Annotated in this window: 31 protein-coding genes and 1 tRNA gene; 18 read left to right on the top strand and 14 right to left on the bottom strand. The window is 70.1% G+C overall.

The window, feature by feature from the left end; genetic code table 11:
- Positions 1–51: 51 nt before the first annotated feature.
- Positions 52–1,443, top strand: a complete 1,392-nt coding sequence (locus ACQEUX_RS16565) for a sensor histidine kinase (protein ID WP_433049886.1) — start codon at positions 52–54, stop codon at positions 1,441–1,443.
- Between the two features lie 31 nt (positions 1,444–1,474).
- Here ACQEUX_RS16565 and ACQEUX_RS16560 read toward each other — a convergent pair whose 3' ends face one another.
- Positions 1,475–3,076: a tetratricopeptide repeat protein gene (locus ACQEUX_RS16560; RefSeq protein ID WP_433048048.1), complete on the bottom strand. Its 1,602-nt coding sequence runs from the start codon at positions 3,074–3,076 to the stop codon at positions 1,475–1,477.
- A 57-nt stretch (positions 3,077–3,133) separates the two neighbouring features.
- Positions 3,134–3,595, bottom strand: coding sequence for a MarR family winged helix-turn-helix transcriptional regulator (locus tag ACQEUX_RS16555; RefSeq protein ID WP_433049883.1), 462 nt, complete (start codon positions 3,593–3,595; stop codon positions 3,134–3,136).
- Positions 3,596–3,644: 49 nt separating this feature from the next.
- Here ACQEUX_RS16555 and ACQEUX_RS16550 point away from each other — a divergent pair, with 49 nt between their 5' ends.
- Both ACQEUX_RS16550 and ACQEUX_RS16545 read left to right on the top strand, forming a co-directional pair.
- Positions 3,645–4,166, top strand: coding sequence for a VOC family protein (locus ACQEUX_RS16550; RefSeq protein WP_433048045.1), 522 nt, complete (start codon positions 3,645–3,647; stop codon positions 4,164–4,166).
- A 24-nt stretch (positions 4,167–4,190) separates the two neighbouring features.
- Positions 4,191–5,075 carry a hypothetical protein gene (locus ACQEUX_RS16545; protein ID WP_433048042.1) on the top strand — a complete coding sequence of 295 codons (885 nt, stop codon included), beginning with the start codon at positions 4,191–4,193 and terminating at the stop codon, positions 5,073–5,075.
- 70 nt (positions 5,076–5,145) lie between these two features.
- Here the strand turns inward: ACQEUX_RS16545 and ACQEUX_RS16540 are convergent, their stop codons facing one another.
- Positions 5,146–5,325, bottom strand: a complete 180-nt coding sequence (locus ACQEUX_RS16540; protein ID WP_030333600.1) for a DUF4236 domain-containing protein — start codon at positions 5,323–5,325, stop codon at positions 5,146–5,148.
- 456 nt (positions 5,326–5,781) lie between these two features.
- Between ACQEUX_RS16540 and ACQEUX_RS16535 the strand changes: the two genes are divergently transcribed.
- From ACQEUX_RS16535 to ACQEUX_RS16510, 6 genes are read left to right on the top strand one after another with little or no spacing between them, the layout of a single operon-like run.
- Positions 5,782–6,813 carry an ABC transporter substrate-binding protein gene (locus ACQEUX_RS16535; RefSeq protein ID WP_433048038.1) on the top strand — a complete coding sequence of 344 codons (1,032 nt, stop codon included), beginning with the start codon at positions 5,782–5,784 and terminating at the stop codon, positions 6,811–6,813.
- Entirely contained in the window at positions 6,810–7,655 is an 846-nt protein-coding gene (locus tag ACQEUX_RS16530) for an ABC transporter ATP-binding protein (protein WP_433048035.1), read from the top strand. The genes ACQEUX_RS16535 and ACQEUX_RS16530 overlap by 4 nt, the downstream gene beginning before the upstream one ends.
- Complete coding sequence (locus tag ACQEUX_RS16525; protein ID WP_433048032.1) at positions 7,648–8,514, top strand: ABC transporter permease; 867 nt, start codon at positions 7,648–7,650, stop codon at positions 8,512–8,514. Before ACQEUX_RS16530 ends, ACQEUX_RS16525 begins: the two co-directional genes overlap by 8 nt.
- An 11-nt stretch (positions 8,515–8,525) precedes the next feature.
- Entirely contained in the window at positions 8,526–9,860 is a 1,335-nt protein-coding gene (locus tag ACQEUX_RS16520; protein WP_433048029.1) for an LLM class flavin-dependent oxidoreductase, read from the top strand.
- Complete coding sequence (locus tag ACQEUX_RS16515; RefSeq protein WP_433048026.1) at positions 9,857–10,426, top strand: flavin reductase family protein; 570 nt, start codon at positions 9,857–9,859, stop codon at positions 10,424–10,426. Before ACQEUX_RS16520 ends, ACQEUX_RS16515 begins: the two co-directional genes overlap by 4 nt.
- Positions 10,423–11,034: a malonic semialdehyde reductase gene (locus tag ACQEUX_RS16510; RefSeq protein WP_433048023.1), complete on the top strand. Its 612-nt coding sequence runs from the start codon at positions 10,423–10,425 to the stop codon at positions 11,032–11,034. The genes ACQEUX_RS16515 and ACQEUX_RS16510 overlap by 4 nt, the downstream gene beginning before the upstream one ends.
- Positions 11,035–11,046: 12 nt before the next feature.
- Here the strand turns inward: ACQEUX_RS16510 and ACQEUX_RS16505 are convergent, their stop codons facing one another.
- Positions 11,047–11,502 carry an RrF2 family transcriptional regulator gene (locus tag ACQEUX_RS16505; RefSeq protein WP_433048020.1) on the bottom strand — a complete coding sequence of 152 codons (456 nt, stop codon included), beginning with the start codon at positions 11,500–11,502 and terminating at the stop codon, positions 11,047–11,049.
- Between the two features lie 7 nt (positions 11,503–11,509).
- A complete protein-coding gene (locus ACQEUX_RS16500) occupies positions 11,510–12,502 on the bottom strand; it encodes a helix-turn-helix transcriptional regulator (RefSeq protein WP_433048017.1) in 993 nt (330 codons plus the stop codon).
- A gap of 204 nt (positions 12,503–12,706) precedes the next feature.
- On the opposite strand from ACQEUX_RS16500, the gene ACQEUX_RS16495 reads away from it, so the two are divergent.
- Complete coding sequence (locus ACQEUX_RS16495; protein ID WP_433048014.1) at positions 12,707–13,483, top strand: glucose 1-dehydrogenase; 777 nt, start codon at positions 12,707–12,709, stop codon at positions 13,481–13,483.
- A gap of 116 nt (positions 13,484–13,599) precedes the next feature.
- On the opposite strand, the gene ACQEUX_RS16490 is transcribed toward ACQEUX_RS16495, so the two are convergent.
- A complete protein-coding gene (locus ACQEUX_RS16490) occupies positions 13,600–14,031 on the bottom strand; it encodes an SsgA family sporulation/cell division regulator (protein ID WP_007457244.1) in 432 nt (143 codons plus the stop codon).
- 273 nt (positions 14,032–14,304) lie between these two features.
- On the opposite strand from ACQEUX_RS16490, the gene ACQEUX_RS16485 reads away from it, so the two are divergent.
- From ACQEUX_RS16485 to ACQEUX_RS16470, 4 genes are all read left to right on the top strand, one after another.
- Positions 14,305–14,967 carry a TIGR02611 family protein gene (locus tag ACQEUX_RS16485; protein WP_433048007.1) on the top strand — a complete coding sequence of 221 codons (663 nt, stop codon included), beginning with the start codon at positions 14,305–14,307 and terminating at the stop codon, positions 14,965–14,967.
- Between the two features lie 50 nt (positions 14,968–15,017).
- Positions 15,018–15,089: transfer RNA gene (locus tag ACQEUX_RS16480), tRNA-Val, on the top strand.
- A 409-nt stretch (positions 15,090–15,498) separates the two neighbouring features.
- The gene (locus ACQEUX_RS16475; protein WP_433048004.1) at positions 15,499–16,371 is read left to right on the top strand and encodes a hypothetical protein; all 873 of its coding nucleotides are present in this window, start codon (positions 15,499–15,501) and stop codon (positions 16,369–16,371) included.
- A gap of 428 nt (positions 16,372–16,799) precedes the next feature.
- A complete protein-coding gene (locus ACQEUX_RS16470) occupies positions 16,800–17,684 on the top strand; it encodes a DUF1963 domain-containing protein (RefSeq protein ID WP_433048001.1) in 885 nt (294 codons plus the stop codon).
- 320 nt (positions 17,685–18,004) lie between these two features.
- Here the strand turns inward: ACQEUX_RS16470 and ACQEUX_RS16465 are convergent, their stop codons facing one another.
- From ACQEUX_RS16465 to ACQEUX_RS16435, 7 genes are all read right to left on the bottom strand, one after another.
- Positions 18,005–18,448, bottom strand: a complete 444-nt coding sequence (locus ACQEUX_RS16465; RefSeq protein ID WP_433047998.1) for a YunG family protein — start codon at positions 18,446–18,448, stop codon at positions 18,005–18,007.
- 696 nt (positions 18,449–19,144) lie between these two features.
- On the bottom strand, positions 19,145–19,675 hold the full coding sequence (locus ACQEUX_RS16460) for an SUKH-4 family immunity protein (RefSeq protein WP_433047995.1): 531 nt from the start codon (positions 19,673–19,675) through the stop codon (positions 19,145–19,147).
- Positions 19,672–20,205, bottom strand: coding sequence for an SUKH-4 family immunity protein (locus ACQEUX_RS16455; RefSeq protein ID WP_433047992.1), 534 nt, complete (start codon positions 20,203–20,205; stop codon positions 19,672–19,674). The genes ACQEUX_RS16460 and ACQEUX_RS16455 overlap by 4 nt, the downstream gene beginning before the upstream one ends.
- Entirely contained in the window at positions 20,202–20,762 is a 561-nt protein-coding gene (locus ACQEUX_RS16450) for an endonuclease (RefSeq protein WP_433047989.1), read from the bottom strand. The genes ACQEUX_RS16455 and ACQEUX_RS16450 overlap by 4 nt, the downstream gene beginning before the upstream one ends.
- Positions 20,755–21,249 carry a hypothetical protein gene (locus ACQEUX_RS16445; RefSeq protein ID WP_433047986.1) on the bottom strand — a complete coding sequence of 165 codons (495 nt, stop codon included), beginning with the start codon at positions 21,247–21,249 and terminating at the stop codon, positions 20,755–20,757. Before ACQEUX_RS16445 ends, ACQEUX_RS16450 begins: the two co-directional genes overlap by 8 nt.
- A 3-nt stretch (positions 21,250–21,252) precedes the next feature.
- Positions 21,253–21,576, bottom strand: coding sequence for a WXG100 family type VII secretion target (locus tag ACQEUX_RS16440; protein ID WP_433047983.1), 324 nt, complete (start codon positions 21,574–21,576; stop codon positions 21,253–21,255).
- On the bottom strand, positions 21,573–21,998 hold the full coding sequence (locus ACQEUX_RS16435) for a YbaB/EbfC family nucleoid-associated protein (protein ID WP_433047980.1): 426 nt from the start codon (positions 21,996–21,998) through the stop codon (positions 21,573–21,575). Before ACQEUX_RS16435 ends, ACQEUX_RS16440 begins: the two co-directional genes overlap by 4 nt.
- A 171-nt stretch (positions 21,999–22,169) precedes the next feature.
- Between ACQEUX_RS16435 and ACQEUX_RS16430 the strand changes: the two genes are divergently transcribed.
- From ACQEUX_RS16430 to ACQEUX_RS16420, 3 genes are read left to right on the top strand one after another with little or no spacing between them, the layout of a single operon-like run.
- Positions 22,170–22,613, top strand: coding sequence for an ATP-grasp domain-containing protein (locus ACQEUX_RS16430; RefSeq protein ID WP_433049880.1), 444 nt, complete (start codon positions 22,170–22,172; stop codon positions 22,611–22,613).
- Positions 22,614–22,652: 39 nt separating this feature from the next.
- Positions 22,653–23,567 (top strand): integrase core domain-containing protein, encoded by a 915-nt coding sequence (locus tag ACQEUX_RS16425; RefSeq protein ID WP_433047977.1) that lies wholly within the window; start codon positions 22,653–22,655, stop codon positions 23,565–23,567.
- Between the two features lie 28 nt (positions 23,568–23,595).
- Positions 23,596–23,868, top strand: a complete 273-nt coding sequence (locus ACQEUX_RS16420) for a hypothetical protein (protein ID WP_433047975.1) — start codon at positions 23,596–23,598, stop codon at positions 23,866–23,868.
- Between the two features lie 52 nt (positions 23,869–23,920).
- Here the strand turns inward: ACQEUX_RS16420 and ACQEUX_RS16415 are convergent, their stop codons facing one another.
- On the bottom strand, positions 23,921–25,258 hold the full coding sequence (locus ACQEUX_RS16415; protein WP_433047973.1) for an FAD-dependent oxidoreductase: 1,338 nt from the start codon (positions 25,256–25,258) through the stop codon (positions 23,921–23,923).
- A 187-nt stretch (positions 25,259–25,445) separates the two neighbouring features.
- On the opposite strand from ACQEUX_RS16415, the gene ACQEUX_RS16410 reads away from it, so the two are divergent.
- Positions 25,446–26,339: an SDR family NAD(P)-dependent oxidoreductase gene (locus ACQEUX_RS16410; RefSeq protein ID WP_433047970.1), complete on the top strand. Its 894-nt coding sequence runs from the start codon at positions 25,446–25,448 to the stop codon at positions 26,337–26,339.
- The last annotated feature ends 9 nt before the right edge of the window (positions 26,340–26,348 follow it).

Below are 26,348 nucleotides of genomic sequence, written 5' to 3'. Positions count from 1 at the left end.
GCCCGCCGGCCGTGGCACTGGGTGCCGGTGCTCGGGCTGCGGGGGCGGCTCATGGCGATCGGAGTGTTCGGTCTCACCGTCGGGCTGGCCCTGGGTGGGGTGGTGCTGCTCGGCGCGCTCGGCTTCGTGCTCCAACGGACGGTCGACACCGAGGCGTTCCGGACCGCCGACGCCGTCGCCCTGCTCGCCGCCGAGGACGCGTTGCCCGACCCGCTGCCGGTGGCCGGTGGGCAGGTCCGCGTCCAGGTCGTCGACGCGCAGGGGCGGATCAGGGCCGCCTCGATCGATGCCGACCGGCTGGTGCCGATGGTCCGCCCGGAGCGGCTGGACCGCGACCATCGGCAGCGGCTGGAGGTGCCGGCGGAGCGGGTCGGGCTCGCCGGCCCGGTGCGGGTGGTCACCGTACCCGCCGGCACCGCGGCGGACCCGCTCACCGTGCTGGTCGCCCGCTCGATGGCCGACGTGCGGCACAGCACCCACGTGGTCCGGGCCATCCTGCTGGTGGCGTTTCCGCTGCTGGTGGCGGTGCTCGCCGGGGTGGCGTGGCGGGTGGTGGGCGCGACTCTGCGGCCGGTCGAGGCGCTACGTCGAGGCGCTGAGGAGATCACCGGGCGGGCCGGTGCCGGCCGGCTGCCGGTGCCCGCGTCGGCCGATGAGATCCACCGGCTGGCGGTCACCCTCAACGGCATGCTGGACCGGCTGGAATCGGCCCGGCTCCGGCAGCGGGCGTTCGTCTCCGACGCCGCACACGAGCTGCGCAGCCCGTTGACCAACATCCGGACCGAGTTGGAGGTGGCCCAGCGTCTCGCCGACCGGACGGACTGGACGGCGGTGACCGCCAACCTGCTCGCCGACACCGACCGGCTGAGCCGACTGGTCGACGACCTTCTGTTGCTGGCCCGCCTGGACGAGACTCCACCGGCCCGTGGGACCGGCCCGGTGGAGCTGGGCGCGTTGCTGGCCGAGGTCGCCGCCCGCTACCCGTCGCCGCCGGTGCGGTTGGCGCTGCCGCTGGGCCCGCTCTGGACGACCGGGAACGTCGACGAGTTGCGTCGTGTGCTGGCCAATCTGGTCGACAACGCGGTCCGGCACGCGTACGGCAGCGTTGTGCTCGCCGCCGAGGCGGTGCCGGCGGCGGTGTGGCGGTCGATCGGGCCGGGGGCCGCGGCCTTCCACCTGGTGACGGTGACCGACGACGGCCCGGGTATCCCGGCGGCGGACCGGGAGCGGGTCTTCGACCGGTTCACCCGGCTGGATGACGGACGGGCCCGCGACGACGGCGGTGCCGGTCTGGGGTTGGCCATCGTGCGGGAACTGGTGCGACGCGCCGGCGGCAGCATCACCCTGACCGACGCCCCGGGGCAGCGAGGGCTACGGGTGTGCCTGCTGCTGCCGGCATTGCCGGCCGGAAATGACCCGGAGCCGGCAATCGACGCGCCGTGACGGCGGCCGTGCCCCGCCCACCCGGGGCGGGTCAGCGGCGGCGGGTGCAGACCTGCTCGGAGCTGGCCACGGTGTCGGTGGACCAGACGACGGCGACGGTGAAGCAGTAGTCGTTGGTGCGGTTGAGCGCGTAGATGACGTAGCTGGTGGTGCCGGCGGGCAGTGTCGCGAAGACGTTGCGCTCCTGGCCGGTGCGGCCGCCCGCGATGACCACCGGGCCCTCGCTGCCGGCCGGGTAGGTCCAGCGCAGCGCGATGCTGTCCCGGGTGTCGCGCAGGGTGACCGCACCGGGCGGGCTGCCGGGCGGTGCTGCGACGGGAGCCGACGTGGCCGCGGAGCCGGCCGGGGCGGGCGCCGTGGTGACCGGCGAACCGGCGGTGGGGGAGACACTCGCCGGTGGAGGGGTCGGCTCGTCGTCGCCGTCGACCCGGGCCACCCCGGCGATCACCGCGGCCGCGCCGAGCAGCACCACGACCACGCCGGCCACCAGCACCGGCACCAGCCGGTTGCGCTGCGCCGGCGGCGCCCGATGCACGGGCACCGGCAGCAAACGGGACGGCGTGTACGGCTCGAGCGGCGCGTACGGGTCAGACGGCGTGTATGGGTCGGGGCGCGCGTCGGGTCGGCGTAGCCGGTACACGCCGGACTGCTCCTCCGCGCCGCCGGCCAGCCCGACCACCGACGGGGGCACCGGGGTGTCGGTGGCGTGGGAAGCGGGCTCGTCCGCCGGCTCGGGCGGCCACCTGGTGCCCGTCGACCCGACTGGTTCGTCGGCTGGCGCTCGGGGATTCGGGACCGTCCCTCCCGCCGCCGACGGTCCAGCGTGTGCTGGTGGCGGCGCTGGCGGGTGGTAGCCGGTCTCGGCCCGCCCATTCTCGGGCGGCGCGACGCGGGCCGCCGGCACCACTGGCGTGTCCCGGGCTGTGGGCGGATTGTCGGCGCAGGCGTGGTCGGGATTGGCGGCCGCCCGCGCCAGGGCCGCCACCTGCGCGGCCAGCGGGTCGTCGGCGGGCAGGTGCTGCCGGCACAGCTCACGGGCCAACGCCAGGTTGTCGTGTCCCTCGGCGAACTGGCCGCAGTCACGCTGCATGGCTCCCAGCCGTGCCAGCATCTTGATGCCGCTGGGGTGCCCGTCGCCGTACACCTCGCGGTGCAGCTCCCAGGCGTCCTGGAGTCGGTCACGGGCCACCGTGCACTGACCGCGCGCGTATTCGACGGTGGCCAGGTCGGCGTGCGCGGCGAGCACCCGCAGCGACTCCGGGCCGTCCTGCGCGGTCAGCTCGATGATGACGTCCTGGTAGAGCCGGGCGGCCCGGGAGTGACTGCCGACCCGGTGCAGCACCGCGGCCAGGGTCGCCGCGGTGGCCACCGTGCGCGGGTCGGAGCGGCCGTGCAGTCGGGTGGTGGCCGCGTACGCGAAGGCAGCCCATCCCCGGGCCGAGTGCGGCTCACCGAGGGCGATCAGCACCCGTGCCTGGAGGCTGGCCGCCTCGGCCAGCTCGGGGGTGGCGTTGGCGGGGCGGGGATCGGCGTCGGTGAGCGCGTCGGAGAGTAGCTGCTGCGCGCCGGCGAGATCGCCGGCTGACACGAGGTGGTGCGCCTGATCAGTCAGTTCACCGAAGCCGGAAGACACGCCCCATCGTGCTCATCTGACGACGGTAAGTACAAGACCCGCGACGATGTCGATTGGTCAGGATCCGGTCAGGTGCTCGGACAACGTTTCGCTGATCCGGCGCAGCTGGTCGACCTGGGCCGGGCTCAACGCGTCGAACAGGTGCCGGCGTACTCCCGCGACGTGGCCGGGTGCGGCGGCCGCGAGGGTGGCGAAACCCTCGTCGGTGAGGAGCGCGACCTGCCCGCGTCGGTCGGTGGGGCATTCCTCGCGGCGAACCCAGCCGGCCGCCTCCAGCCGGGCCACGGCGTGCGAGAGCCGGCTGCGTGACGACCCGGCGGCCTCGGCCAGGTCGCTCATCCGCAGGCGACGGCCGGGAGACTCGGAGAGCCGGACCAGGATCTCGTAGTACGCGTGCGGCATGCCCGCGTCGCGTTGCAGCTCGCGGTCGAGCGTGTCCATCAGCGCCCGGGAGGCGGTGAGGAACGCGCGCCAGGTGCGCTGCTCGTCGGAGTCGAGCCAGCGGGTCATGACCGCCATCATACTCGCGATAGTTGAACGCTCAACTAAAACGCGCTAGCCTCGGTTCATGGGAATCCACCGGCTCAACCACGCGGTCCTCTACGTCAGTGACCTCACCCGCAGCGTCGCCTTCTACCGCGACGTGCTGGGCTTTCGCCCGGTGGCGATGACCCCGGACGGCTTTCGGGGCGCCACCTTCCTCCAGGCGCCCGACTCCACCAACGACCACGACCTCGGGCTGTTCGAGATCGGTGCCGGCGCCGGGCGCTCGACCGCCGGCCGGGGCACGGTCGGCCTCTACCACCTGGCCTGGGAGGTGGACACCCTCGACGAGCTGGCTGCCACCGCAGAGCGGCTCACCGCCGCTGGCGCGCTGGTCGGCACCTCCGACCACGGCACCACCAAGAGCCTCTACGGGCAGGACCCGGACGGCCTGGAGTTCGAGGTGGTCTGGCTGGTCCCGGCCGACCGGCTCGACGACGCCACGCTGGCCGCCCGCAAGCAGATCGGCCGGCTCGACCTCGACGCCGAGCGGCAACGCTACGGCGGGCAGACCCGCGGCGGGGTGGGGATCTCCGTCCCGGCCTGACCGCCCGTACGGTAGAACGGACCGATGCCGACCGACCGGACCACTGATTTCCTCCGCGAGCTGCTGGTCCGCCAGTTGACGACCTGGCTGCCCGCGGCCCTGCACCGCTCCCGGCGGGCGACCATCGCCCTCGCGGGCGCCGACGCGGGCAGCGCGGAGGCCGTGCTGCGCCTGGTCGCCACGCACGGCGACCAGGTGCGCGGCCGGCAGGTGACGGTGCTGGTGCTGGCCGACGCCGCCGCCGACCTGCCGGCCCGACTCGGCCCGATCGAGGCGGAGCTGCCCGCCGAGGTCACCGTGCACCTGCTGCCCGGCGACCCGTACCGGCTGCCGGTCGCGGTGAAGGCCGCCGGGGCGGCCGGCGCGCCGCTGTTCACCTTCGTGGACCTGCCCGGCGCGGTGACGCCGAAGCTGCTCACCGCCGCGACCAACGGCCGGACCGGAGAGCTGCTGCTGCACACCGGCGACAGCGCCCGAGACGCGCTCGTCTCCGCCGGCTTCCCCCTGGTCGCCGAGGTGGCACCGGTGCTGCCCGGCGGCGAGGCCGCCGGTGTGATCGCGTTCGGCAGCCGCTCCGACCGGAGCCTGGAGGCGGTCCGCGACGCGCTCTGGGCGGTCGGCGCGGACCTCGACGTGAACTACCGCGACCCGGCCGACCCGATGGGCGCAACTGTCGACGTGGTCGGCGATCCCGACCTCGAACCGCTGGCCCACGAGCTGCTGGCCGAGTTGCGGGCGGGCGGGCCGCGGCTGGTCACCGAGCTGCGCCGGCACACCCTGACCACGACCGTCTACCGGGCCGCCGACGCCAACCGGGCGCTCGCCGACCTGCTCGACGCGGGCGACGTGCGACGCGACCGCGCATCCGGCCGGCTCGCCGGGGACGAGATCATCACCCTGGCGCGCTGAGCGCCCCACCCCGCAGACGCCGAGCGGGGTGCCGGTGAATCACCGGCACCCCGCTCGACTCCCGGGAGGCTTACGACCGGGACTTGTCCTGCTTCCAGGACAGCGGACCCGGCAGGTCGACCCGGTGTGCCCGAGCCTTGGAGTTCCAGGACCAGCGCCCGATCTTGATGCTCCACGAGGAGAAGCCGTTCTCGGTGAAGTTCAGGATGATCGGACCGTACTTCTTGCGCTTACGAAACATGAGGCCCATCGGAGGACTCCCCTCGTCACCGTTCCCTGCCGTGTCGAGATCGAACATGCCCGAACCGGTAGCTTTTGAAACCCTCTCGCTGTCTGTCCTGGACGGTGCCCGCCACGCACCAGAATCTCTAGTCAACAGATAGGTGTTGCGGCACGGTAAACGCTGCTCGGGGCGCTTCGTAACATCGGCAGCGATAGAAGTCTCACCTTCTGGAAGACCGTTGACCGGTCGATCCAACCCCCGGCAGCATGAGGTCATGTCGCAGCGGGATGAGCTTCTCCTCACCGCTTGCGTGCACGTCGACCTGGTCCGGCACGCGAGCGCGCTCTGTTGAGCTGACCGGTCCATCCGGCTCGGCTCCATCGCCGCACTCACACCGCTCGCCCGCTCATCGCGGAGCGGCGTGCCTTCGCGCTCGCATTCGGGCGTTCTCGCTCCCACCGTGGACAGATCAGGAGACTCCTCATGTCCCCACCCCGTCGTACTGCCCTGCGTACCCTCGCCACCGCTGCCACGCTGGCTCTGCTCACCGGCACGGCCGGGTGCGGTGGTGACGCCGCAGCCGGCGGCGGTCAGGCCACCGAGCTGCGTTACCAGGGCTCGGTCGGTCAGGTCACCCTCCCCGAACTCGCCGCCGACCTCGGCTACCTCGGCGACGTCCGGCTCACATGGATCGGCAACGTCACCGGCGGCCCGCAGGACATCCAGGCCACCGCCACCGGGCAGAGCGACTTCGGCGGCGCGTTCAACGGCGCCATCGTCAAGCTCGCCGCCGCCAACGCCCCGATCACCGCCGTGGTCAGCTACTACGGCTCCGACGCGCAGACCTTCCAGGGCTACTACGTGCTCGACGACAGCCCGATTCGCAGTCCTCGTGACCTCATCGGCAGGAAGGTCGGCATGAACACCCTCGGCGCGCACGCCGAGGCCGTGCTCAAGACCTGGCTCGCCCGCGGTGGCCTCACCCCCGCCGAGATCAAGCAGGTCGAGCTGGTCGCCCTGCCGCCGGTCAACACCGAGCAGTCGCTACGACAGAAGCAGATCGACGTCGCGGTGCTCGGCGGAGTCATCCGGGACAAGGCGGTCGCCGGCGGCGGCATCCGCACCGTGTTCACCGACTACGAGCTGCTCGGCGCGTTCAGCGCCGGTACGTACGTGTTCCGCGACGACTTCATCAAACGCAACCCGGAGACCGTCAAGGCGTTCGTCACCGGGGTCGGCAAGGCCATCGAGTGGGCCCGCACCCAACCCCGGGAGAGCGTGGTGGCCCGACTGCGGGACATCATCACCAAACGGGGCCGCAACGAGGATCCGTCGCTGGTCGCGTACTGGAAGAGCAGCGGCGTCGCCGGTCGGGGCGGCGTGATCAGCGAGCAGGAGTTCGGCACCTGGATCGACTGGCTCGCCACCGAGGGCGAGCTCAAGGGCGATCGGCCAAAGCCCGTTGACCTCTACACCAACCGGTTCAACCCCTTCGTGGACGGCGGCGGCGCGTGAGCACCGACAAGATCCTCTTTGATCGGGTGAGCAAGACCTTCCCGGTCCGCGCCACCCGGCGCGGCGGCGCCGGCGCGGTCACCGCGCTGGACCAGGTCACCCTCGGGGTACGCCCCGGCGAGTTCCTGGTCGTCGTCGGCCCCAGTGGCTGCGGCAAGTCCACCCTGCTCGACCTGCTCGGTGGCCTCACCCAGCCGACGGCGGGGCAGGTGCTGGTCGACGGTCGACCCGTCACCGGCCCCGGCCTGGACCGGGGCATCGTCTTCCAGCAGTACGCGCTGCTGCCGTGGCGCACCGCCGCCGGCAACGTCGCGTTCGGGTTGGAGGCCAAGGGGGTGCCCCGGGGCGAGCGTGCTGCCCTGATCGAGCACCACCTGGACCTGGTGGGCCTGCGCGGGTTCGCCGACCGCTACCCGCACGAGCTGTCCGGCGGAATGAAACAACGGGTGGCCATCGCCCGCAGCCTCGCGTACGACCCGGACGTGCTGCTGATGGACGAGCCGTTCGCCGCCCTGGACGCGCAGACCCGCGACTCGTTGCAGGACGAGCTGGTGCGGATCTGGGCCCGCACCGGCAAGACCATCGTCTTCATCACCCACGGCATCGACGAGGCCGTGTACCTCGGTCAGCGGGTGGCGGTGCTGACCTCCCGGCCGGGACGGCTCAAAGAAGTCATCGACATCGACCTCGGCGATCGGGACGCGGTCGAGGACGTCCGCTCCACCGACGCGTTCCGCCACCACCGGCACCAGATCTGGACCCTGCTGCGCGACGAGGTGCGCGCCGCCCAGGCGGCCGAAGGCACCCGCGCCAGCCACACCGAGGAGGCCCGCGTTGGTTGACATCGCCGAACGTCCCACCCGACTCGCGAGCCCACCGACCGCGCCCGGAGCGGCGGCCGACGGCGGCGCTCCCGGCCTCGTCGCTCGGCTGCTCGGCAGCACCGGGAAGGTGCTGCACCGGAGCGTCGCGATCGCCACGCTGGCCGCGATCTGGGAGGGCGCGCCCCGGCTCGGGCTGGTGGACCGGGTCTTCCTGCCCCCGCTGTCCGAGGTGCTGGTGGCCTGGTGGGAGTTGCTGCGCAGCGGTCAGCTCGCCGAGCACGTCGGTGCGAGCCTCACCCGGTCGCTGGCCGGGCTCGGCCTGGCCGTGCTCACCGCCATCCCGCTCGGGCTGCTGATCGGCTGGTACCGGCCGCTCGCCGAGCTGCTCAGCCCCCTGCTGGAGGTGTTCCGCAACACCGCCGCGCTCGCCCTGCTGCCGGTCTTCGTGCTCATCCTCGGCCTGGGGGAGACGTCCAAGATCGCCCTGGTGCTGTACGCGTGCTCCTGGCCGATCCTGCTGAACACCATCGCCGGGGTGAAGGGCGTCGACCCGCTACTGATCCGCTCGGCCCGCTCGATGGGGCTCAACCACCTGCGGCTGTTCCAGAAGGTGATCCTGCCGGCCGCGGTGCCGACCATCTTCACCGGCGTCCGGCTGGCCGGGGCGTACTCGATCCTCGTGCTGGTCGCGGCCGAGATGGTCGGTGCGAAGGCCGGCCTCGGCTACCTCATCAACTACGCGCAGTACAACTTCGCGATCCCCGACATGTACTCCGGGATCATCACGATCTCCGCCATCGGCCTGGTCGTCAACCAGCTCCTCGTCGCCCTCGAACGTCGCTTCTCCACCTGGCGCGTCGACGTCTCCGCCGGATAGGACAGACACCAATGACTCGTACCCTGCACCTCAACGCGTTCCTGATGGGCGTCGGCCACCACGAGGCCGCCTGGCGGCACCCCCGCACCGACCCGCGTCGAGTCACCGACGTGCGGCACTTCCAGGAGCTGGCCCGGATCGCCGAGCGCGGCACCCTCGACTCGCTCTTCCTCGCCGACGGGCTCTCGGTCGGGCCGAACCCCCGGCACAACATCCAGGCGGTCTTCGAACCGCTGACCCTGCTCGCGTCGCTCGCCGCCGTGACCGAACACATCGGTCTCATCGCCACGGTCTCCACCACCTACAACGAGCCGTTCCACACCGCCCGCAAGTTCGCCTCGCTGGACCACCTCAGCGGCGGCCGGGCCGGCTGGAACATCGTCACCTCCGCACAGGTTCGGGAGGCGGTCAACTTCAACCGGGACAGCCACCCCGCGCACGCCGACCGGTACCGGCGCGCCGCCGAGTTCGTCGACGTCGCGATCAAACTCTGGGACAGCTGGGAGGACGACGCGCTGGTCTTCGACACCGCGACCGGGGTGTTCGCCGACACCGACCGCGTGCACGAGGTGGCGCACCGTGGGCCGGAGTTCCAGGTCCGTGGCCCGCTGAACATCCCCCGCCCGCCGCAGGGCCGCCCGCTGCTGGTGCAGGCCGGCTCGTCGCCGGACGGGATCGCCTTCGCCGCCCGCTACGCCGAGGCGGTCTTCACCGCGCAGCAGACCCTCGCCGACGGTCAGGGTTTCTACGCCGAGCTGCGGCGGCAGGTCTCCGCCGCCGGCCGGGACCCCGACCTGGTGAAGGTCCTGCCCGGCATCGCCCCGGTGATCGGCGGCACCGAGGCCGAGGCGCAGGCCCTCGCCGCCGAGCTGGAGGAGCTGATCGTCCCCGAGTACGCCCTCGCCCAGCTCTCCGGGATGCTCGGCATCGACCTGACCGGCCTGCCGCTGGACGGACCGCTGCCCGAGCTTCCGGACGCCGACACCGTGCAGGCCCACCAGAGCCGCTACCAGCTCGTCACCGAGCTGGCCCGACGGGAAGGGCTCACCGTCCGGCAGTTGATCGGCCGGCTCGGCGGCGGCCGGGGTCACCGGGTGGTCGCCGGCACGCCGGAGCAGATCGCCGACCAGATCGAGCTGTGGTTCACCCAGGGAGCCGCCGACGGTTTCAACATCATGCCGCCGCACCTGCCCGGCGGGCTCGCCGACTTCGTCGACCACGTGGTGCCGGTGCTGCGCGCCCGCAAGCTGTTCCGCAGCGAGTACACCGGCCGGACGCTGCGCGAGCACTACGGCCTGCCCCGACCGGTCAGCGCGTACGCCGCGTCGACCCTGGTGTCGGCGTGACCACCGTGGAGCGCCCCGCGGTGGACGCGGCCGGGCTGCGACCGGTGAACCAGGACCTGTTCCGCGCTCTGCTGCGGCGGCAGGCCACCAGCGTCACCGTGGTCACCGCGGTCGCCCGCGCCACCGACCCCGCCTGCCTGGGTGGGATCGGCGCGCCGATCCGGGCGGGGTTCACCGCCACGTCGTTCACGTCGGTGTCACTGGACCCGCCGCTCGTCTCGTTCTGCCTCGGGGTGGCGTCGTCGAGCTGGCCGGTGCTCGCCCGCGCCGAGCACGTCGCGGTGCACCTTTTGGGCGTGGGGCAGCGGGAGGCGGCAGCGGTCTTCGCGACCAGCGGCATCGACCGGTTCGCCGCGTACCGGGACTGGACGCCCGGACCGTTCGGGGTGCCGCTGCTGACCGGAGTGCTGGCCCGGCTGCTCTGCCGGGTGGTGCACCGGGTGCCGGCCGGCGACCACACGCTGGTGATCGCCGAGCCGCTGGCGCTCGGTGACGGCGGCGACGGCGCACCCCTGGTGCACCACCGGGGCGGGTACACCACGGCGGTCCCGCCGGTGCCGGCGTGAGTGCACCGACCACACCGGACCTGCTCGCGTTGGACCGGGCCGCCCAGGACCTGCTGTTCCGGGCGGCCCGAACCGCCAACACGTTCACCGACGAGCCGGTCACCGACGCCCAGGTCGCGGCGATCCACGACCTGATCCGGTACGGGCCGACCGCGCTCAACGGTCAGCCGCTACGGGTGCTGCTGCTCCGCTCCGCGGCGGCCCGGGCGCGGCTGCTGCCGTACGTCTCCAGCGGCAACCGGGCCAAGACGGCCAGCGCCCCGCTGACCGCGATCCTCGCCGCCGACGTGGACTTCCACCTGCGCCTGCCCGAGCTGTTCCCGCACCGCCCGCAGGCCCGTGACTGGCTCACCGATCGGGCTGTGCGGGCTGAGCAGGCCCGGTTCAACGCGGCCCTGCAGATCGGTTACCTGTTGGTGGGCGTACGTGCGGCGGGGCTGGCCGCCGGCCCGATGACCGGGTTCGACGCCGCCGCCGTGAACCGGGAGTTCTTTCCCGACGGGCGGCACCAGACACTGTTGCTGATGAACGTGGGCCGTCCCGGCCCGGACGCCTGGCGGGAGCGGCCGCCCCGGCTCAGCACCTCGGAGGTGGTGCGGACGCTGTGACGTGGCACCGCGTCAGCGTGGTTCCCACGCGTCGGGCAGCGCGGTGAGCTTGCGGACGTGGGCGGGCAGCCGACCGCTGACGATCTCGGCGAGGCTCACCTCGTCGACCACACGCCGCACCGCCGCGCGCACGGCCACCCACAGTCCGGGAAGGTTCTCCGCCGCGCCCTCGTACTGGGTCTCCTCGGGGCGCAGGCCGCGTACCCCGGCCAGCGGGCCCTCCACGGCGCGCAGCACGGCGCCGACGGTCACCTCGCGCGGCGGGCGTGCCAACGTGTATCCACCCTCGGCGCCGCGCTGGGCGCGCACGACGCCGGCCCGGCGCAGATCCGCCAGGACCGCCTCGAGAAACTTTCGGGGCATGTCCTGCTCGGCGGCGATGGCCTGGGTGGACAGCAGCGAGGGGTACGCGGAGGCGAGGCTCAGCGCCGCTCGTACCGCGTAGTCGCCGCGCGCGGAAATCTGCACCCTGTCATCATGCCCGGCTGGTGCCGGCCGCCGGTCCGGCGGGCGACCCGGGTCGCGTGGTGTGCCCGCCGTTGGCCGGTTCGGCAAGGGCGGTGGGGCGGAATCGGCCGCCGTTGGCGCCCGCCGGGTCGGCTGGCGGTCGGGGTCGGACCACCCGGCCGGCCGCCGGCTGATCGCGCGCGGCCCGGAACGCGCCGGGGCTGACCCCGATCTCACGGGCGAAGAAGCGGCCGAAGTTCGTGGGTTCGGAGAAGCCGAGCTGCCGGCCGATCTGGGCGATCGGCTCGTCGGTCGCGGCGAGCAGACGGGCGGCCTGCAACGCCACCCGCTCGTCGATGACCTGCTTGGCGCTGCGGCCGGTGCTGGCCAGGCAGGCCCGGGTCAGCGTCCGCACCGAGCAGTTGAGCTCGGCGGCGTAATCCTCCACCCGCCGGGAGTGCGGGTAACCGTGCTCCACCTCCCGGCAGAACCGGCGGAACGTCTCCTCCTCAGGCCGGCGCGTCGACCGGTCGGGATTGGCCAGGGCAAGCCGCAGCAGCAACACGGCCAGTTGATGGCGGAGCAGCGCGCGGGCGGTACGTCCGTCGGGGTGCCGCTGGCAGTCCACCGCCAGCTGGCTCACCTCGGTGATCACCGCGTCCTCGTCCTCACCGGCCAACTGCCGCCAGGTGACGGGCTCGTCCAGGTCGACGTCGAAGCCGCGCAGCGCCTCGGGGTCGAAGGAGACCACGGTGGCGTCGAACTGGGGGCCGGGGCAGCGCAGCACCTGGCCGGCGCGCACCCGCAGCAGTGTGCCGGGCCGGCACGGCAGCAGGTGAAAGTCGAGCTCGGCGTCGCCGTGCCGACGCGTGGTGAGGATCAGCAACTCCCGCTCGACGATGACCGGCCGACGCCAGCCCGGGTCGGCGGAGAGGTCGGCCAGGGCGAACGTGGCTATCTCGTCGGGTGCGGGTGACGTCGTTCTGATCGGCGGCGCGGGGGAGGGATCGGTGGAGACCATCGCCTGCGACGGTAGCCCGAACCGCAGGTCACCGCATCCCGGTCGGGGTGCCTGGTGGCGCGGGCGCGGCGTCATCGGGCTTGTCCCCATCCCGGCCACCGGGCTACGTTACCCGGCGGTAGCGCCGTCCGGTCCGTGGTCCGCCCGGCGCCCCGCCGGTTGCCTGACCGACCGGTGGACCCCGCCGACTCCGATGGGATGGGCATGACGCAGCTGTTCTCGGTCGAAGGCAAGACGGTTCTGGTCACCGGCGGCTCGCGGGGGATCGGTCTGATGATCGCCCAGGGTTTCGTCCGGGCCGGCGCCCATGTGATCATCTCGTCCCGCAAGGCGGACGTCTGCGAGGCGGTCGCCAGGGAACTCTCAGCCGAGGGCCGCTGCGAGGCCATTCCCGCCGACCTGAGCGACGACGCCGGGGCCGAAACCCTGGCCGCCGCCGTGCGCGACCGTTTCCCCCGGCTCGACGTGCTGGTCAACAACGCCGGGGCGACCTGGGGCGCGCCGCTGGAGACCTACCCGGAGGCCGCGTTCGACAAGCTCTGGGCGGTCAACGTCAAGGCCGTCTTCCGGCTCACCACCGCGCTGCTGCCGGCGCTGCGCGCCGCCGCCAGCGCCGACGACCCGGCTCGCGTGATCAACATCGGGTCGATCGACGGCATTCGGGTGCCGTGGATGGAGGTGTACGCGTACTCGGCCACCAAGGCGGCCGTGCACATGCTCACCCGCAGCCTGGCCCACCAACTTGCCGGCGAGCAGATCACCGTCAACGCGATCGCGCCTGGCCCGTTCGAGAGCAAGATGATGGCATTCGCGCTGGACGACCCGGAGAGCCGGGCCGCCATCGAACAGCAGGTGCCGCTGGGCCGCATCGGGCGCCCGGAGGACATGGCCGGTACGGCCATCTACCTGTCGTCGCGCGCCGGCGCGTACCTCACCGGTGCGGTCATTCCCGTCGACGGCGGCATCACCACGCACGGCTGAGCACCGGCCGACCCGGGGCGGGCGTGCCCGCGTACCCCCAGGGTGTGTCGAGGCCGCGCGGACTCGGCAGATCCGCGCGGCCCCGGGTTGGCCGGTGTTGCCCGTTCGGGCGGTGATCAGCGACCGGCGAGCAGCCGGTTCACCGCCGTGTCGACGTCCAGGTGTTCGGCCTCACGGCCGCGCGGGACGACGACGTAGGTCCGTCGAAGGAAACGCACCAGGACGCTGCGCGGCACCTCGAAGAGGGCGTTGCCGTCCGGTGACGAGAGGGCCAGCGCGACGAAGTCGCCGCGCGGTGTGGCCCAGGGCCAGACCCGCACATCCCCGATGCCGGCTGGCTCATCCAGGCCGGTGACCAGCAGTTCGCGGGCGAAGGACCAGCTCACCGCCTCGCCGCCGGCAGATTCGGCATGGAACAGGACATGGACCGCATACGGGTCAGCAGGGTCGTAACGCAGACTGGCACGCACCGGCAAAGCGGTGGCGTCAGGTGCGACGAGCCTTAGCGACGTCTCGACCTCTACGGTCGTCGGTCGGATGACACTCATGGACGTTCTCCCCCCGGCACCGCTGCGGAACGCGCGTGTCCCGCTTTTCCCATACTCAGGTGCTACTCCTGGCTACGCTCCGCCATACGCTGACTTCACCCAGTGGTGGGAAGGGGGACGGAAAGGCCGCGTGAATGTGAGGATTCATGTAGGATTTCCGGTTCTGCCCAGTGCGTGATCCCGCCCGGCATCGGGTGGTTCAGTCGTCGACTTACTCCGGTAACGTCCAGTCGGCCGTTGCAGTGACGGGCCCGCGCGACACTGGGGGGTGAAATGGTGACGAAGCGATCCTCAGTGGATCCGTCGGCGGCGCCCAGCCCGCCGAACGTCGTGGTCCGAGCAGCCGAAAAGCGGGGGTACGGAGTGCCGATGGAGCAGCCCGAACGGGCCGGTCGGCCGGGGTCCGGCGCTGATCGCCGCAGTGGTGGCGACGCCGGTCGGTCGCACAGCGATCCGGGCCGGGATGGAGACGCGGGCCGGTCGTTCGACGGCCCTGGTCGTGGCGGTGGCGCAACCGTCGTGCAGGACCCGCCGCGCCGCCCTCGCTGGCGGGAACGAATCTCGATGACCCTCGACCTGATCCGAGCCAACCCCACCGGCCGGATCGCCCTCAAGATCTTCATTACGATCGCCGGGGCGCTCGTGGTCACCATCGGCATCGCCCTCATCCCGCTGCCCGGGCCGGGCTGGCTGCTGGTCATCGCCGGGCTGGGCATCTGGGCCGTCGAATACCACTGGGCGCGCCGGCTGCTCGGCTTCACCCGCCGACACGTACACGGCTGGACGCAGTGGGTGACCCGCCAGTCACTGGCGGTGCGAATCGCGCTCGGTGCTGTCGGCCTGGTCTTCGTGGCCACGGTGGTCTGGCTGTCGCTCAAGTACAGCCTCGGCATCGATCTGGTGGCCAAGGTCATGCAGTACCTCGCGACGCACTGACCCCGGATTTCCGGTCCGGTTCCACGATCGGGTAGAGTCAGTGGCGCTGAGGGCGATTAGCTCAGTGGGAGAGCGCTTCGTTCACACCGAAGAGGTCGCTGGTTCGATACCAGCATCGCCCACCCTCTATATACGCAGGAAAGGCACCCCCTACGGGGGGTGCCTTTCCTGCTGACTGGCCTGTTGGCCATGGTCATGAGTCAGCTATGAGTCAGCGAACGCGTCGCGGATGCGCTGATCTCGCCCCTCCGATCGGTGGGTGTAGAGGTTGAGCGTGGTCGACGGCCGCTCGTGCCCCATGACGCCTTGCACGTGCAGGCGCCGGAGATTGTGGGAGTAACATCCCATCGATCATGGTGATGCTGCCGGGTCAGATCAACCCCTCGGCAGGGGAGGTAGGCGGGGTCGTCGCCTTCTGCGGCCCGAGGGAAGTCTCCTCAGCATCTGTCACCTGAGCAGCGATTGTGGTCCCCGCCTTTCCCGGAACCATAGTCGCTGGGCATTGCAAAGGACGCTGCGTAGTCTGGTCTGGTGATCAAAGTGGACTGGTGTCGTCATTGCGGCGCTGAGGCTCGGATGACCGAGGAGCACTTGCCACCAAAATCCGCTGGCAACGCTGAGCCGATCACGGTCTACAACGAGGTGAACGGCGCGCTGAAGGTCTTGCGGAGCTACGACAAAGGGCACACCATCCCGTCCCTATGCCTCGACTGCAACGGTGGCGCCAGCAAGCGGGGACTTCCTCAGGCGTACGCAACCTGGCGAGAAGATGTTTTCGGACTGCTTGGCCAGTCGGCTGCCGCCATGCACGCGGCTTTCGGCTGGGATCACAACGATCTTTGGCTACTCGCTAAGTCAGAGACTGAAGCGTTTTGGCTACCGATGGAGCATGGCAGGGGCATCGCCGCTGGCGGCGGAGTCAGCCTGCACCCGGGGCGGATTGCGCGGCAGGTCATCGGCATGATTCTCGCCGTGCAGGGCACGCGACAGCTTCGAGATGAACGCCCGGAGCTGATTGCTGCCTACGAGTCCAAGGGTCCTGCTTCGCTCACCAGGCATAGCTTGCATGTGGCACTCGCGGATACGGGGACGTTGGCCTACTTCACCGATTCCGTGCTGGCGGTGACTGTCGATAGATCGAGCCAGCGGGGTCCAAGGGCGACTCCGTTTTGGGCGATTGTGTTCCGGCCATTCGTGATCATGTTGTCAGAAGGGGCGAGTGCTCCGATTGAGGCTGCTCGCATCGATCAGTGGCTGACATACCCGGACAACGCGATTTTCACGAGGGCCGACCGCAAGACCAGCTATCCGATCGCGCATCAAGGCAATCTGTTGGTCGGGTTCCTCCATTCAGGCGCAGACCAGGTGCGGCAGGCGGAAAGGCCTAGCACCGAGACGGTCTAGCTCGTACTCCCGAGGTCAGGTAGGCCTGGCAGGTGCTGTGTGGGAGACCGGCTCGACGTCTGGCCCGCGCTCTGCCGTTCGGGATCCTGCTCGTGCACCGAGGCCCTCGTCGTCGACGCTGAATGGGGGAGGGGGAGCATGTTGGGAGCGGCTGGGATCACTAGACGGTGCTCAACGGGCCCCGTGGCCACGCCGGGGGTCTCTACTTTGCCCAGGTAACGGGCATGCTGCGTCGTTGATTCTCCTGGATTGACCTCTTCGGCGAACCCGAAGGCGTCAGCCATGGTGTTCCCAGTGGTCAGTCGGGCGGCGTCCGCTCATGCCGAGTAGTGCGCACTCGATCACGGCGGCAGCGATGCCGACGACAGCGCATGCGGGCCGTGGGGCACCCGGTCGCCGGGCTCGCCCTCGTGGCACCATGTTGCGCTATGGATCATCAGGGGCAGCTTCGTCGTGCAGCGCTCGCGTTGGGCATCCCGGACGACGAGGTCAGCCGATTCATCCAGCACCTCCGTTTGTCGATCCGGTTGAGCGGAGGATCCAGCGGTGTTCCGGTGGGGCAGTTCGGTGGGTTGCCCCGGCTGCCGGTGGGCGTGGACTGGCCGTCCGACGGGGTCAGTCCGTTGCCGTTCATCTTCTCGGTCGACTGTGCGGTGCTGCCAAGAGTCGACGGCTTCGGCCTGCCGGCAGACGGCTCGCTGCTGTTCTTCCTGAACCACGAGCAGGCCGCTGCCACCGGGGAGCGAAGGTACGGGCGAGTCGTGTATGTGCCGGCCGGTACCGATACCGAGGTGGCGGCAGGATCCACCGACGACGCGTTCGTCGGCGAGCAGTACGACGTCGTCGCCACGCTGCGCGCGGAGTTCCCCGGTTGGTTCGGGGCGGACGACGAGGACGAGGAGGGCGACGACGACCTGTCGCCCTTCCAGCAGCAGTTGGCCCGTGACCTCGAGCGTGACCTGCCGCACCTTGACGAACTCTGTGCTCTGGCCAACGATCTCTGGCCGCCTGACAACGGGTACGCCAGCGCCTATATCGGCGGGTATGCCGACGAGGAGGTAATCAAGAGTTTTGCGGAGCAGACCCTCGCGTGGCGCGAGAAGACCGGCGAGATCGTCATCCCGGTCGCGAAATGGTATTCCCATGTGGAGAAGGAAACGCACCGGCTGACGAGTGAGTGGGTGTCGCTCGCCCACTTTCCCGTAGACAACGAGCTCTATTACCGGAGTGACGGGAGTTTCGTGATCCGTCACGACGACCTGGCCGCTGGTCGGCTGGACGAAGCACTTTCCGTGGCTGAGTTGATCCCATAGAACACCGGCGGCGCCGGATACGGCCACGATCTGCGTTGCCGGCGATGCCGACGTCAGATGCTGGGCATCCGCTATTGCCGAATTGAGGATGCTCGCTTGATGGCAGACGTGAAATCCTGACCATGGCCCGAGCGGCTGCGGGCAACCTCCACAATTTCCATTCAGCGTCGCACGACAGTGTCTTCAGTCAAAAGCTTCTTGAAGGGCTCGGGCAGGCCCTGGTCGACCAGGCACAAGGCTCCTGATACCGCGCTGGCACCAGCACGCGATCTGGCATCCGCTCATGCCGCCGTTCGTGCGCTCGGCCTGTTCGCCGGCGGTCACTGTTGCGTGGATTGCGTTGGATCGCCGCCGTAGAGGGCTGCGAAGACGCGGTCCCGCAGGATCTCGTACTGCTGGCGGCATCGCTCAGGTGGGCCCGGCGGGCGTTGCTGGACTTGACCGCCGACAACGACTTCCGGTGGCTGGAACTGGTCAGCTGTCAGGTCGACCTCGCGGCCGTCGGCCAATCGATTCCAGTAGTGGTAGCCGACCTCGGCGTCTCCGGCGAGGACCTCGCCGAGGATCAGCTCTCCGCCGAGCAGGTCCTGAATGATCAAGGCAGTCACCCCGCATTGACCACGGGCTGCGTTGCCGGCGTGCCAATCCTGCACATCGTGCGGGTCGCAGGTATCCGCTCCCCAGCCGCGGCGCAGTACCGGTCGCAGCATCTCCAGGTCAATCGCGAGAGGGACTGATCGTTGGTCGCGCTTTTCAGACGTCACCCAGGAAGGGTCAGCCCTCGACCGGGTCGAGAGTCAAGAAATACCCCGCCTCGGGTCCTGGCCGGCCGAACGGCGCCACTAGCGGGCGCGCTCATCTGCCGCCGACCGTGCGCGCTGAGAGGCATGAACTTCCGTCGCTCTCCGTACGCGCCTGGTGGCGCCCCCTGCACGCACGTGTCGAGGTGCGCGAACTGCTCCAGATGTCAGCATGGCCGGTAAGGTGCCCATCAAGTAGGAAGGGTCGCAGATGGACACGCTGGTCGGTCGCAGGCTCGTGAAAGTCGTGCGGCTGGCCTGGCATCGGCCGGGCGAACCCGACGAACTCAATGTCGGGCCGGTGCTGCTTGTGTTCGATGACGGCCGAGGACTGCGGCGGGAGTCGTACGCTTTGTCGGCCCGCACCCGGTCCGGCCGCCTGCGGGGCCTGCCCGGACCAAGGCGAGGTACCCGGATGGCTTGCAGGACCGGCTCGAATTGTGGCGAGTCACCCCGCTGACCGGCTGTGATCACGACGCTCAGCGGCTTCTGCCACTCGCGCGTAAGCGGCCGGGCCGGCAGACCTGCGTTTGACCGGAGGTCTGCCGGCCCGCTCGGCGCTACCCGTTCGGGATATTGGTGAGGCCGCCGTCCGGCACGCATTTCAGCGCAGCTCGTTCGTCGCTGAGCTCGTACGCTGACGGTCGCGCGTTCGGTGCGTCAGGCGGCGGTGGACTCGAGCTGGTCGAAGGCGATGCTCCACCACGATTCTGGATCGGTGAATGCGGACGGGTCGACCCGCGTCAGCTCGGCGCGGATGGCCGCGGCGAGCTCGGCGCGGGCACTGCCGCCCGGGTCGGTGTCGATAAGCTGCCCGAGCTTATAGAGGAACTCGACGAACGCAGCGAACGAGGCGTTGACGTGCTCGAAGTTCGGCGTCGCGAGGTCCAGCAGGATGACCGAACCGTTCTGCGAGTCAAGGATGTAGAGCATCTGGGCGTCATCGGGCGAGCTGCCGAGGATGACGTACATCCGCGGGCCCTCGTCGCCAATCTCGATCTTCAGCTTGCCGAACGGCGTCATGCCCGGGGCGGTGACGTCCGCGGTGAACAGGATCGGCACCTCGACCGGGAGAGCGGCACCGGCCGGCAGGACTCCCGGTGTGAGCACGTCGCCGAGCAGGTCGGCCGGGACCTCGATCACGCCGTCCGCGCCCCAGAGCGCGGTGAGTTCCGCCAGCGACACGCTCATTCGTCCTCCTGCTCGCCGGGGGCGGTCAGGTCCTGCTCCTCAAGGAACCGCCACCAGTCGTCATCGTCATAGCCGATTTCGGCGTAGCCCGCGCCGAACACGTAATAGGCGAGGAAAGAGTCCAGGTCCGGGGCGATCTCCTGGAAAGCCTCGCGCATGAACCACTCGTCGGTGCTGATCTGCGGGAAGTACCAGACCGCGCCGGAGTCGCGCCGCAGCAGCAGCGGCTCTTCCTTGAGGCGCCCGAGGTAGAACCACTCGTCGGGCTCGGCGCTGACGCCGGTGTATTCCGGCATGATCTTCAGACCGCTCTGCATACGGGCTGAGGAGGAGATGCCGGGCAGGTAGAACCCGCCGGCCGCGATGCTCTCGGCGACCTCCATCAGCTCGCGTACCGGCTGCGGTACCTCTTCCGGAATCTTGTCGGTCGGCGCGCCCGCGCTGATCTCTCCCCAGCTGACGGTGTTGTCCTCGTCCGCCACCAGGTCGGCGCGCAGCTCTTCGATGAGTTCCCGCAGATCGGGGTTCAATCCACTACCTCTATTCGGATCGGCGTGCCGTCCGGCAGGTTCATGATCTGCACCCGGATCTGGGTGCCGATGTCCTGGTTTGTGTCGGCGTCCATCAGCTTCAGGTTACTGACCTCGTCAGGACCGCCAAGTTGCAGCTCCCAGACATGATCGGGGTTCTGGTCGCGCACCCGTTGCTTCATCCGCTCGGCCGCTTCACGGTCTTTGGCCTTCTGCGCGTCGCTGCCCTTGTTGTTCTTGACGTACTTGTTGTGGATCTTCCGGATGATCCGGTCTTTGAACCCGCCGGTAATGCTGGTGTCGCGCGCTACCGGGTTCGCCTGCTTGAACAGCTTTCCCTGATCGCTCAGCCGTTTCAAGGCGGCCATCTTGCGGTCGAAGTCGGTGCGGTGGTGCGTGCTTTTGCGCTGGACCCGGATGGTGACCTCGGGAAGATCATTGTTGCGCCTCACCGGGGGTGCGGAGGCCTTCTTCACCGCCGCGCCGACGAGGTTGCCCTCCTTCGGCTTGGCCGCGCCACCTCGCTTTCGGCCACCCTCCCTGCCCCGGCTAGCCACTTATCAGCTCCCCAATCACCTGGTCGATCAGCAGACCGACGATCTCCCGCGTGATGATTTGGAAAATCGGGATCTCAGCCAGCGACGCGCCGAAGGTGACGACCGCGGTTGCGATGGCCTGCGCCACCTGGAAGGCAAAGATGGCCAGCTGCACGATCATCTGAATCTTCAACGCGAGCACGATCCCGGCGCAGATGATCAGGCCGGTGCCGACCAGCATCGCCGCCTGCGCGTAGTCCGGGAGGGTGCCTGGCCCGCTCTCCGGTTTCGCCCACCACTGGGCGAACGCCTGCATCGCCTCGCCGCTCTGCTGCGACATCGCCGCCGCAGCGGCCGCGCCAGCCTCCCCAGAGGCGTCGGCGACCGTCCCGGCGAAGTTGATCCAGGCCTGCCCCATCTCGAACAGCTTCTCCTCGTCACCCTCCGGCCAGGAAAAGCCGATCCAACCGAGGGCGGTGACCAGCTCACCCGGCAGCTGAAGTCCCATCCCTCACCCCAGAATTCCGAGGATGTCGCGCATCGCGTTCGCGGTCTCGTGCTCAACCGACTCGTAGTTGTCGGCCATCACGGTCAGATCGCTGCCCGCCGCGCCGATCTCCTCGGCAGCCACACCGATGCAGTCCAGCACCCAGGCCGAGACCCCGGTGTACACGACCCCGATCAGCGAGCCGATGTCGTCGCCGCCCCAGGGCTCGCCGTAGCCGGCCATCTGCGCCTCGAAACTCTCCAGCTGCCCGATGAACCGCTCGGCCGCGGCGATCACCTGATCACCGCCTGCCCGCAGGGCCGCGGGCTCCACCTCGAAGCCGTTCACCGGTTAGCACTCCCGCCGGACATCCGGGCCTGCGCCTCGGTCAATGTCTGCAGAAACGTGCTCAGCCGCGGCACCGCCGTATCCCGGACCTGTTGCAGCTGCTCGGTGAGCTGCGTAAGGTCCGCAGCGCCCGGCGCGGAGGCGCCACTACGCATGGAGTCGATCGCCGTATTGACCGCCTCGACGATCCGGTCACACAGCTCGGCGGAGCTCAGGCGCATTAAGCGCGGATCCACGGCAAGCGACGAAAGCCGACCGTCGGCACCAAACTCGGCACAGACCAGGCCATCCGCTGCCTCGCCGATCCGCCGCTGCCGGGAGGCTTCCTCGTCTTCCGGCGGTGGGCTCACCGCCCGAAGGGCACCGACAGTGGCATCGAGCATGCGGGCGAAGTCCCCACTCGCGGCCCGTGACATCGACATAGATCGTCCTCCCGATAGTGCTCGAAACATTCGCGAGCGTACGGACACGGGTCAAACGAGCCGCTGTTCTACCTCTGATGGGTACATGCGCACCAAACAGAATCTGGACTTAACCCTTGAACAAGCAGGTCAGGGAGTACGCACCTCTACGGTGATCTCGGGGCTCCGACGCTGGCTGGCGCGGCTTGCCCGGCATGGCCACCGCAACACGCCGACGATCCTGAGATTCCGCTGTTCGGGACGCGGACAAAAGCACGCGGAGCGCATCCCGACAGCCCGAACGATTCGGCGCCAGTCGAGGTCGACCTGGCCCCGGTCGCACCGTTGATCGCCGGGCTCGGCCTGCCCTTCGTCATCGTGGACCTCGCCCTGCGAACGGACGGCGTATGGCGGGTCATCGAACTCGGCGACGGGCAGGTCAGCGACCGACCAACCTGTACCGTGCCAGAACTTGTCGCACAGACGGTGAGCTGGAATTTACCGGTCCACGGTAACGACCATCGGTGTGATGATTCGACTGCTGTACCTGATGATGATCCGGCTCGTCGGTGCTCTCGGCCTGCTGATCCGAAGCGACACCGCGGTGCTGGCCGAGGTCCTCGCCCTGCGCCATGAGGTGGCGGTGCTGCGGCGACAGCTCAAGGGCCAGCCCGGTTGTCCTGGCCGGACCGGGCGATCCTGTCCGCCCTGGCCCGGCTACTACCTACAGCGGTCCGGGCCCACCGGCTGGTCACCCCAACGACGCTGCTTGGCTGGCATCGGCGGCTGCTCCGCCGACACTGGACCCATCCGCATAAGGCCGGCCGGCCACCGGTCAACGACGAGGTCCGGGACCTGGTCCTGCGGCTGGCACAAGACAACCCGCGCTGGGGGCACCGCCGCATCCAAGGCGAATTACAGCAGTTGGGCCACCACGTCGGCGCGGGCACCATCCGCCGCATCCTCGCCGCCCGGCGGCTCGGCCCGGCACCGCGAACGATAGACACCAGCTGGCGAACGTTCCTGCGCGCCCAAGCCCACGGCCTGCTGGCGATCGACTTCTTCCACGTCGACACGATCCTGCTCAAGCGGCTGTACGTGCTGGTCGTGATGGAGGTCGCCACCCGCCGCGTACACCTGCTCGGCATCACCGCGCATCCGGACAGTACCTGGGTGGTCCAGCAAGCCCGCAACGTCGTCATGGACCTCGGCGTGCGGACCAGCCGGTTCCGGTTCTTGATCCGCGACCGCGACGGCAAGTACACCAGCACGTTCGATGAGGTGTTCGCCGCCGAGGGCATCGAGGCGGTCAAGATCCCGCCGCGGACACCACGGGCGAACTGTTTCATCGAACGCTGGGGCCGTAGCCTGCGCGAGGAATGCACCGACCGGTTGCTGATCTACCACGAACGACACGCCCTCGCCATGGTCGGCGAGTACGTGAACCACTTCAATGATCACCGCCCGCATCAAGGCCGGCAGCAGTTGCCGCCGAACCCTGATCCGGCTGTCGTCATCGCGATGGATGCTCCTGTACGACGCCGGCGACGCCTCGGCGGTTCGATCGACGAGTACCACCGGGCAGCTTGACGCGATCTTCAAAGTGCCAGGTCCGGCCATGAACGGGGTTTTGACACGGTACAGCTTCGCCTTCGACGTCCGGCTGGGTGGACTGGTCTCCACCTGGCGCTTCGACCTGGTCGCCGCGCCGGACGGCAGCGGGACCGAGGTCGTCCAGTCCTGGCAGGACCACCGCGGCCCGGCTCGACGCCGGATCGGTGCGCTGACCTCCGGGGTCCGTGACCGGCAGCAGCACAACCGCGAGACGATGCGACACACGCTGGTCCGGCTCAAGGCCGCCCTGGAGGCGGCCGGACCGCCGTCGCCCTGAGCCGTGCCCGACCCGTCGTCCGCCCGGCCGTCGATCCGGGTCGTCCGGCCGTTCAGGCCGACGCCGGGCGCTGCCGGGAGGCACGGAGGACGCGCGCCACCACCTCGGGCACGAAGAGCCGCGTCGGTGGATCGATCAGGTTGATGACCCGCAGGAAGGCCGCACCCAGGGCGGGGTCGCGGGTAGCCGCGGCGTGGAAACGACCGATGTAGGCGTTGGTCAGGCGCTGCAGCGGCGGGCGCCGCCCCTGCACCCCGGGAAAGCGCAGATCGGCGCCGACCGCGATGGACCACGGATTGTCGATGATCTCCGCTGCCTGCCGGAAGAACCGCTTCGCCAGCTGACCAGTGCCCGCGGTGAGCAGCCGCCGCAGCAGCAACGCCTCCATCGCGGCGACCGTCATGCCCTGGCCGTAGATCGGGTTGAAGCTGCACAGGGCGTCGGCCATGACCAGATAGCCCTCGGGGAAGCGGCGCAACCGCTCGTAGCGCCGCCGGGTGCTGGCCGGGTACCGCATCTTGCGGGGCGGGTCCAACGGAGTCGCGGACCGGATGATCTCAGCGATCTGCGGAGCGGGCAGGCTGTCGGCGTACCGGGCCATGCCGGCGTCGTCGGTCGGCGGCTCCTCGCCCAGCATCCCGGTCAGCGAGAGGGCGAACCGGTCGCCGTCCTGGGCGAACACCCCGCCGGCCCGCGGCACGCCAGGATACGCGCCTCCGCCCGCGCCGAAGTTGCCCCGCAGGTGACCGGGCTCGCGCCGGTAGTAGCGGGTCACATAGGTCACGTCGATGCGCACCGTCTCCTCTGGCGCACGCTGGTAACCCAACGCCTCCAGCCAGACCGGGCTGCGTGAGCCGCGGCCACCAGCGTCCACCACCAGGTCGGCCGGGACGCGCTGCTCCGTCGCATCCGTTCCCACGGGCAGCATCCGTACGCCGGTGACCCGCATGCGGTCGGGCGTCGTGGTAAGACCCAGCACCTCGCACCGCTCGACGATCTCCACGCCGGGCAGAGCCGCCACCCGGGCCCGGATGGCGTGTTCGAGCAGCGGGCGACTCGCGCCGAGGATGGTCAGACCGGTGGTGGCCGGGCAGAGCCGGTGCCCGTCGTTGTACCAGTAGAGCTCGCCCTGCAGGTCCCCCATCGGCGCGCCGGAGGCGACCAGGTCCCGCCGCAGGCCGGGGAAGAGCCGTTCCAGGGATTGCAGGCCACCGGCGAGCAGGGCATGCAGGTGTCGCCCCTGCGGGACTCCTCGGCGGGTCACCGGTTGGTCGGGAAGCGTGTCGCGGTCGACGACGACGACCCGCGCGTAGGTGTCACTGAGGGCGCGAGCCGCGACGAGCCCGCCGATGCTGGCGCCGATCACGACGGCACAGTCGGTCGATTCCATAAGGGAATGGTAGAGGGGAGCTGGCGTTCATCACAGTGTCCTTGATAAATTTATCTCCGGACCGGCGAGAAATACACCTGGCGATTTCCTGGAAATCCCCCGCACTGTCCCTGACGCCGACGCACGACACCTGGAACGGGCGGCAACGACCCCCCGTCGACGCCCACTCATGGGGAAGGGAAATGACATGAAAGCGGCGCCTACCGCCGGCAACGGCCGCGCGGTCGTCGTGACCGGCGCGTCCCGTGGCATCGGCGCGGTGTCAGCGGTCCGGCTGAGCAGCGAGGGCTTCCGGGTCTATGCGGCGGTGCGGGCGGCACGGGACGCCGACGAGGCCCGCACCCTGGGCCTGATCCCGCTCCGACTGGACCTGACCGACGCCGGATCGATCGAGGCAGCGGCACACCAGGTGACCGCTGACCTCGCCGACGGTGAGCTGTACGGCCTGGTCAACAGCGCCGGGATCGTGCTTCCCGCCCCGCTGGAGCACATGCGGGCCGCCGACTTCCGACACCAACTGGAGGTCGGCCTGACCGGGCAGCTCGTGGTGACGCAGGCGTTCCTGCCGCTGCTGCGCGCCGCCCGCGGCCGGATCGTCAACGTCAGCTCGGTCTCCGGTCGGGTGGCCTCGCCCTTCATCGGGGCCTACAGCGCCGCGAAACACGGGCTGGAAGGGCTGTCGGACGCGCTGCGGCGGGAGCTGCGGCCGTCGGGCGTGCACGTCAGCGTGGTCCAGCCCGGCGCCATTGCCACCGAGCTTCCCGCCGTGCTGATGCGCGACGTCGAAGCCGCGTACGCGGAGCTGCCCCCGGTGGCCCGGCAGCACTACGGCGACACCTTCCTGCGCTACGGCCGGGCCCTCGCGGAGAACCACGCGCGGCACGGCAGTCCGCCGGAGACCGTCGCCCGCGCCGTCCTGGCGGCGCTGACGGCCCGTCGGCCCCGCACCCGGTACGCCGTGGGCGCGCAGGCCGGCAGCGTCGTCACCGCTTCCCGGCTACTGCCCGATCGACTGCTGGACTGGTTGCTGCTGCGCACGCTCGAGCGCACCGCCGCCGGCCGGTCGACCGGCCGGCGCTGAAGCAACGCT

Origin of the sequence: Micromonospora sp. CA-259024, assembly GCF_050936255.1 — a bacterium.
Classification (GTDB): domain Bacteria; phylum Actinomycetota; class Actinomycetes; order Mycobacteriales; family Micromonosporaceae; genus Micromonospora.
The sequence above is the reverse complement of the archived record's forward strand: the minus strand, read 5'-3'. Positions and strand labels throughout refer to the sequence as shown.

Bases quoted from the DNA above. Each gene is read 5' to 3' on its own strand.
- ACQEUX_RS16565 (WP_433049886.1), top strand. From the start codon at position 52: ATGGCGATCGGAGTGTTCGGTCTCACCGTCGGGCTGGCCCTGGGTGGG.
- ACQEUX_RS16555 (WP_433049883.1), bottom strand. From the start codon at position 3,595: ATGGCGGTCATGACCCGCTGGCTCGACTCCGACGAGCAGCGCACCTGG.
- ACQEUX_RS16550 (WP_433048045.1), top strand. From the start codon at position 3,645: ATGGGAATCCACCGGCTCAACCACGCGGTCCTCTACGTCAGTGACCTC.
- ACQEUX_RS16545 (WP_433048042.1), top strand. From the start codon at position 4,191: ATGCCGACCGACCGGACCACTGATTTCCTCCGCGAGCTGCTGGTCCGC.
- ACQEUX_RS16540 (WP_030333600.1), bottom strand. From the start codon at position 5,325: ATGGGCCTCATGTTTCGTAAGCGCAAGAAGTACGGTCCGATCATCCTG.
- ACQEUX_RS16535 (WP_433048038.1), top strand. From the start codon at position 5,782: ATGTCCCCACCCCGTCGTACTGCCCTGCGTACCCTCGCCACCGCTGCC.
- ACQEUX_RS16520 (WP_433048029.1), top strand. From the start codon at position 8,526: ATGACTCGTACCCTGCACCTCAACGCGTTCCTGATGGGCGTCGGCCAC.
- ACQEUX_RS16500 (WP_433048017.1), bottom strand. From the start codon at position 12,502: ATGGTCTCCACCGATCCCTCCCCCGCGCCGCCGATCAGAACGACGTCA.
- ACQEUX_RS16495 (WP_433048014.1), top strand. From the start codon at position 12,707: ATGACGCAGCTGTTCTCGGTCGAAGGCAAGACGGTTCTGGTCACCGGC.
- ACQEUX_RS16490 (WP_007457244.1), bottom strand. From the start codon at position 14,031: ATGAGTGTCATCCGACCGACGACCGTAGAGGTCGAGACGTCGCTAAGG.
- ACQEUX_RS16485 (WP_433048007.1), top strand. From the start codon at position 14,305: ATGGTGACGAAGCGATCCTCAGTGGATCCGTCGGCGGCGCCCAGCCCG.
- ACQEUX_RS16470 (WP_433048001.1), top strand. From the start codon at position 16,800: ATGGATCATCAGGGGCAGCTTCGTCGTGCAGCGCTCGCGTTGGGCATC.
- ACQEUX_RS16460 (WP_433047995.1), bottom strand. From the start codon at position 19,675: ATGAGCGTGTCGCTGGCGGAACTCACCGCGCTCTGGGGCGCGGACGGC.
- ACQEUX_RS16445 (WP_433047986.1), bottom strand. From the start codon at position 21,249: ATGGGACTTCAGCTGCCGGGTGAGCTGGTCACCGCCCTCGGTTGGATC.
- ACQEUX_RS16435 (WP_433047980.1), bottom strand. From the start codon at position 21,998: ATGTCGATGTCACGGGCCGCGAGTGGGGACTTCGCCCGCATGCTCGAT.
- ACQEUX_RS16420 (WP_433047975.1), top strand. From the start codon at position 23,596: ATGAACGGGGTTTTGACACGGTACAGCTTCGCCTTCGACGTCCGGCTG.
- ACQEUX_RS16415 (WP_433047973.1), bottom strand. From the start codon at position 25,258: ATGGAATCGACCGACTGTGCCGTCGTGATCGGCGCCAGCATCGGCGGG.
- ACQEUX_RS16410 (WP_433047970.1), top strand. From the start codon at position 25,446: ATGAAAGCGGCGCCTACCGCCGGCAACGGCCGCGCGGTCGTCGTGACC.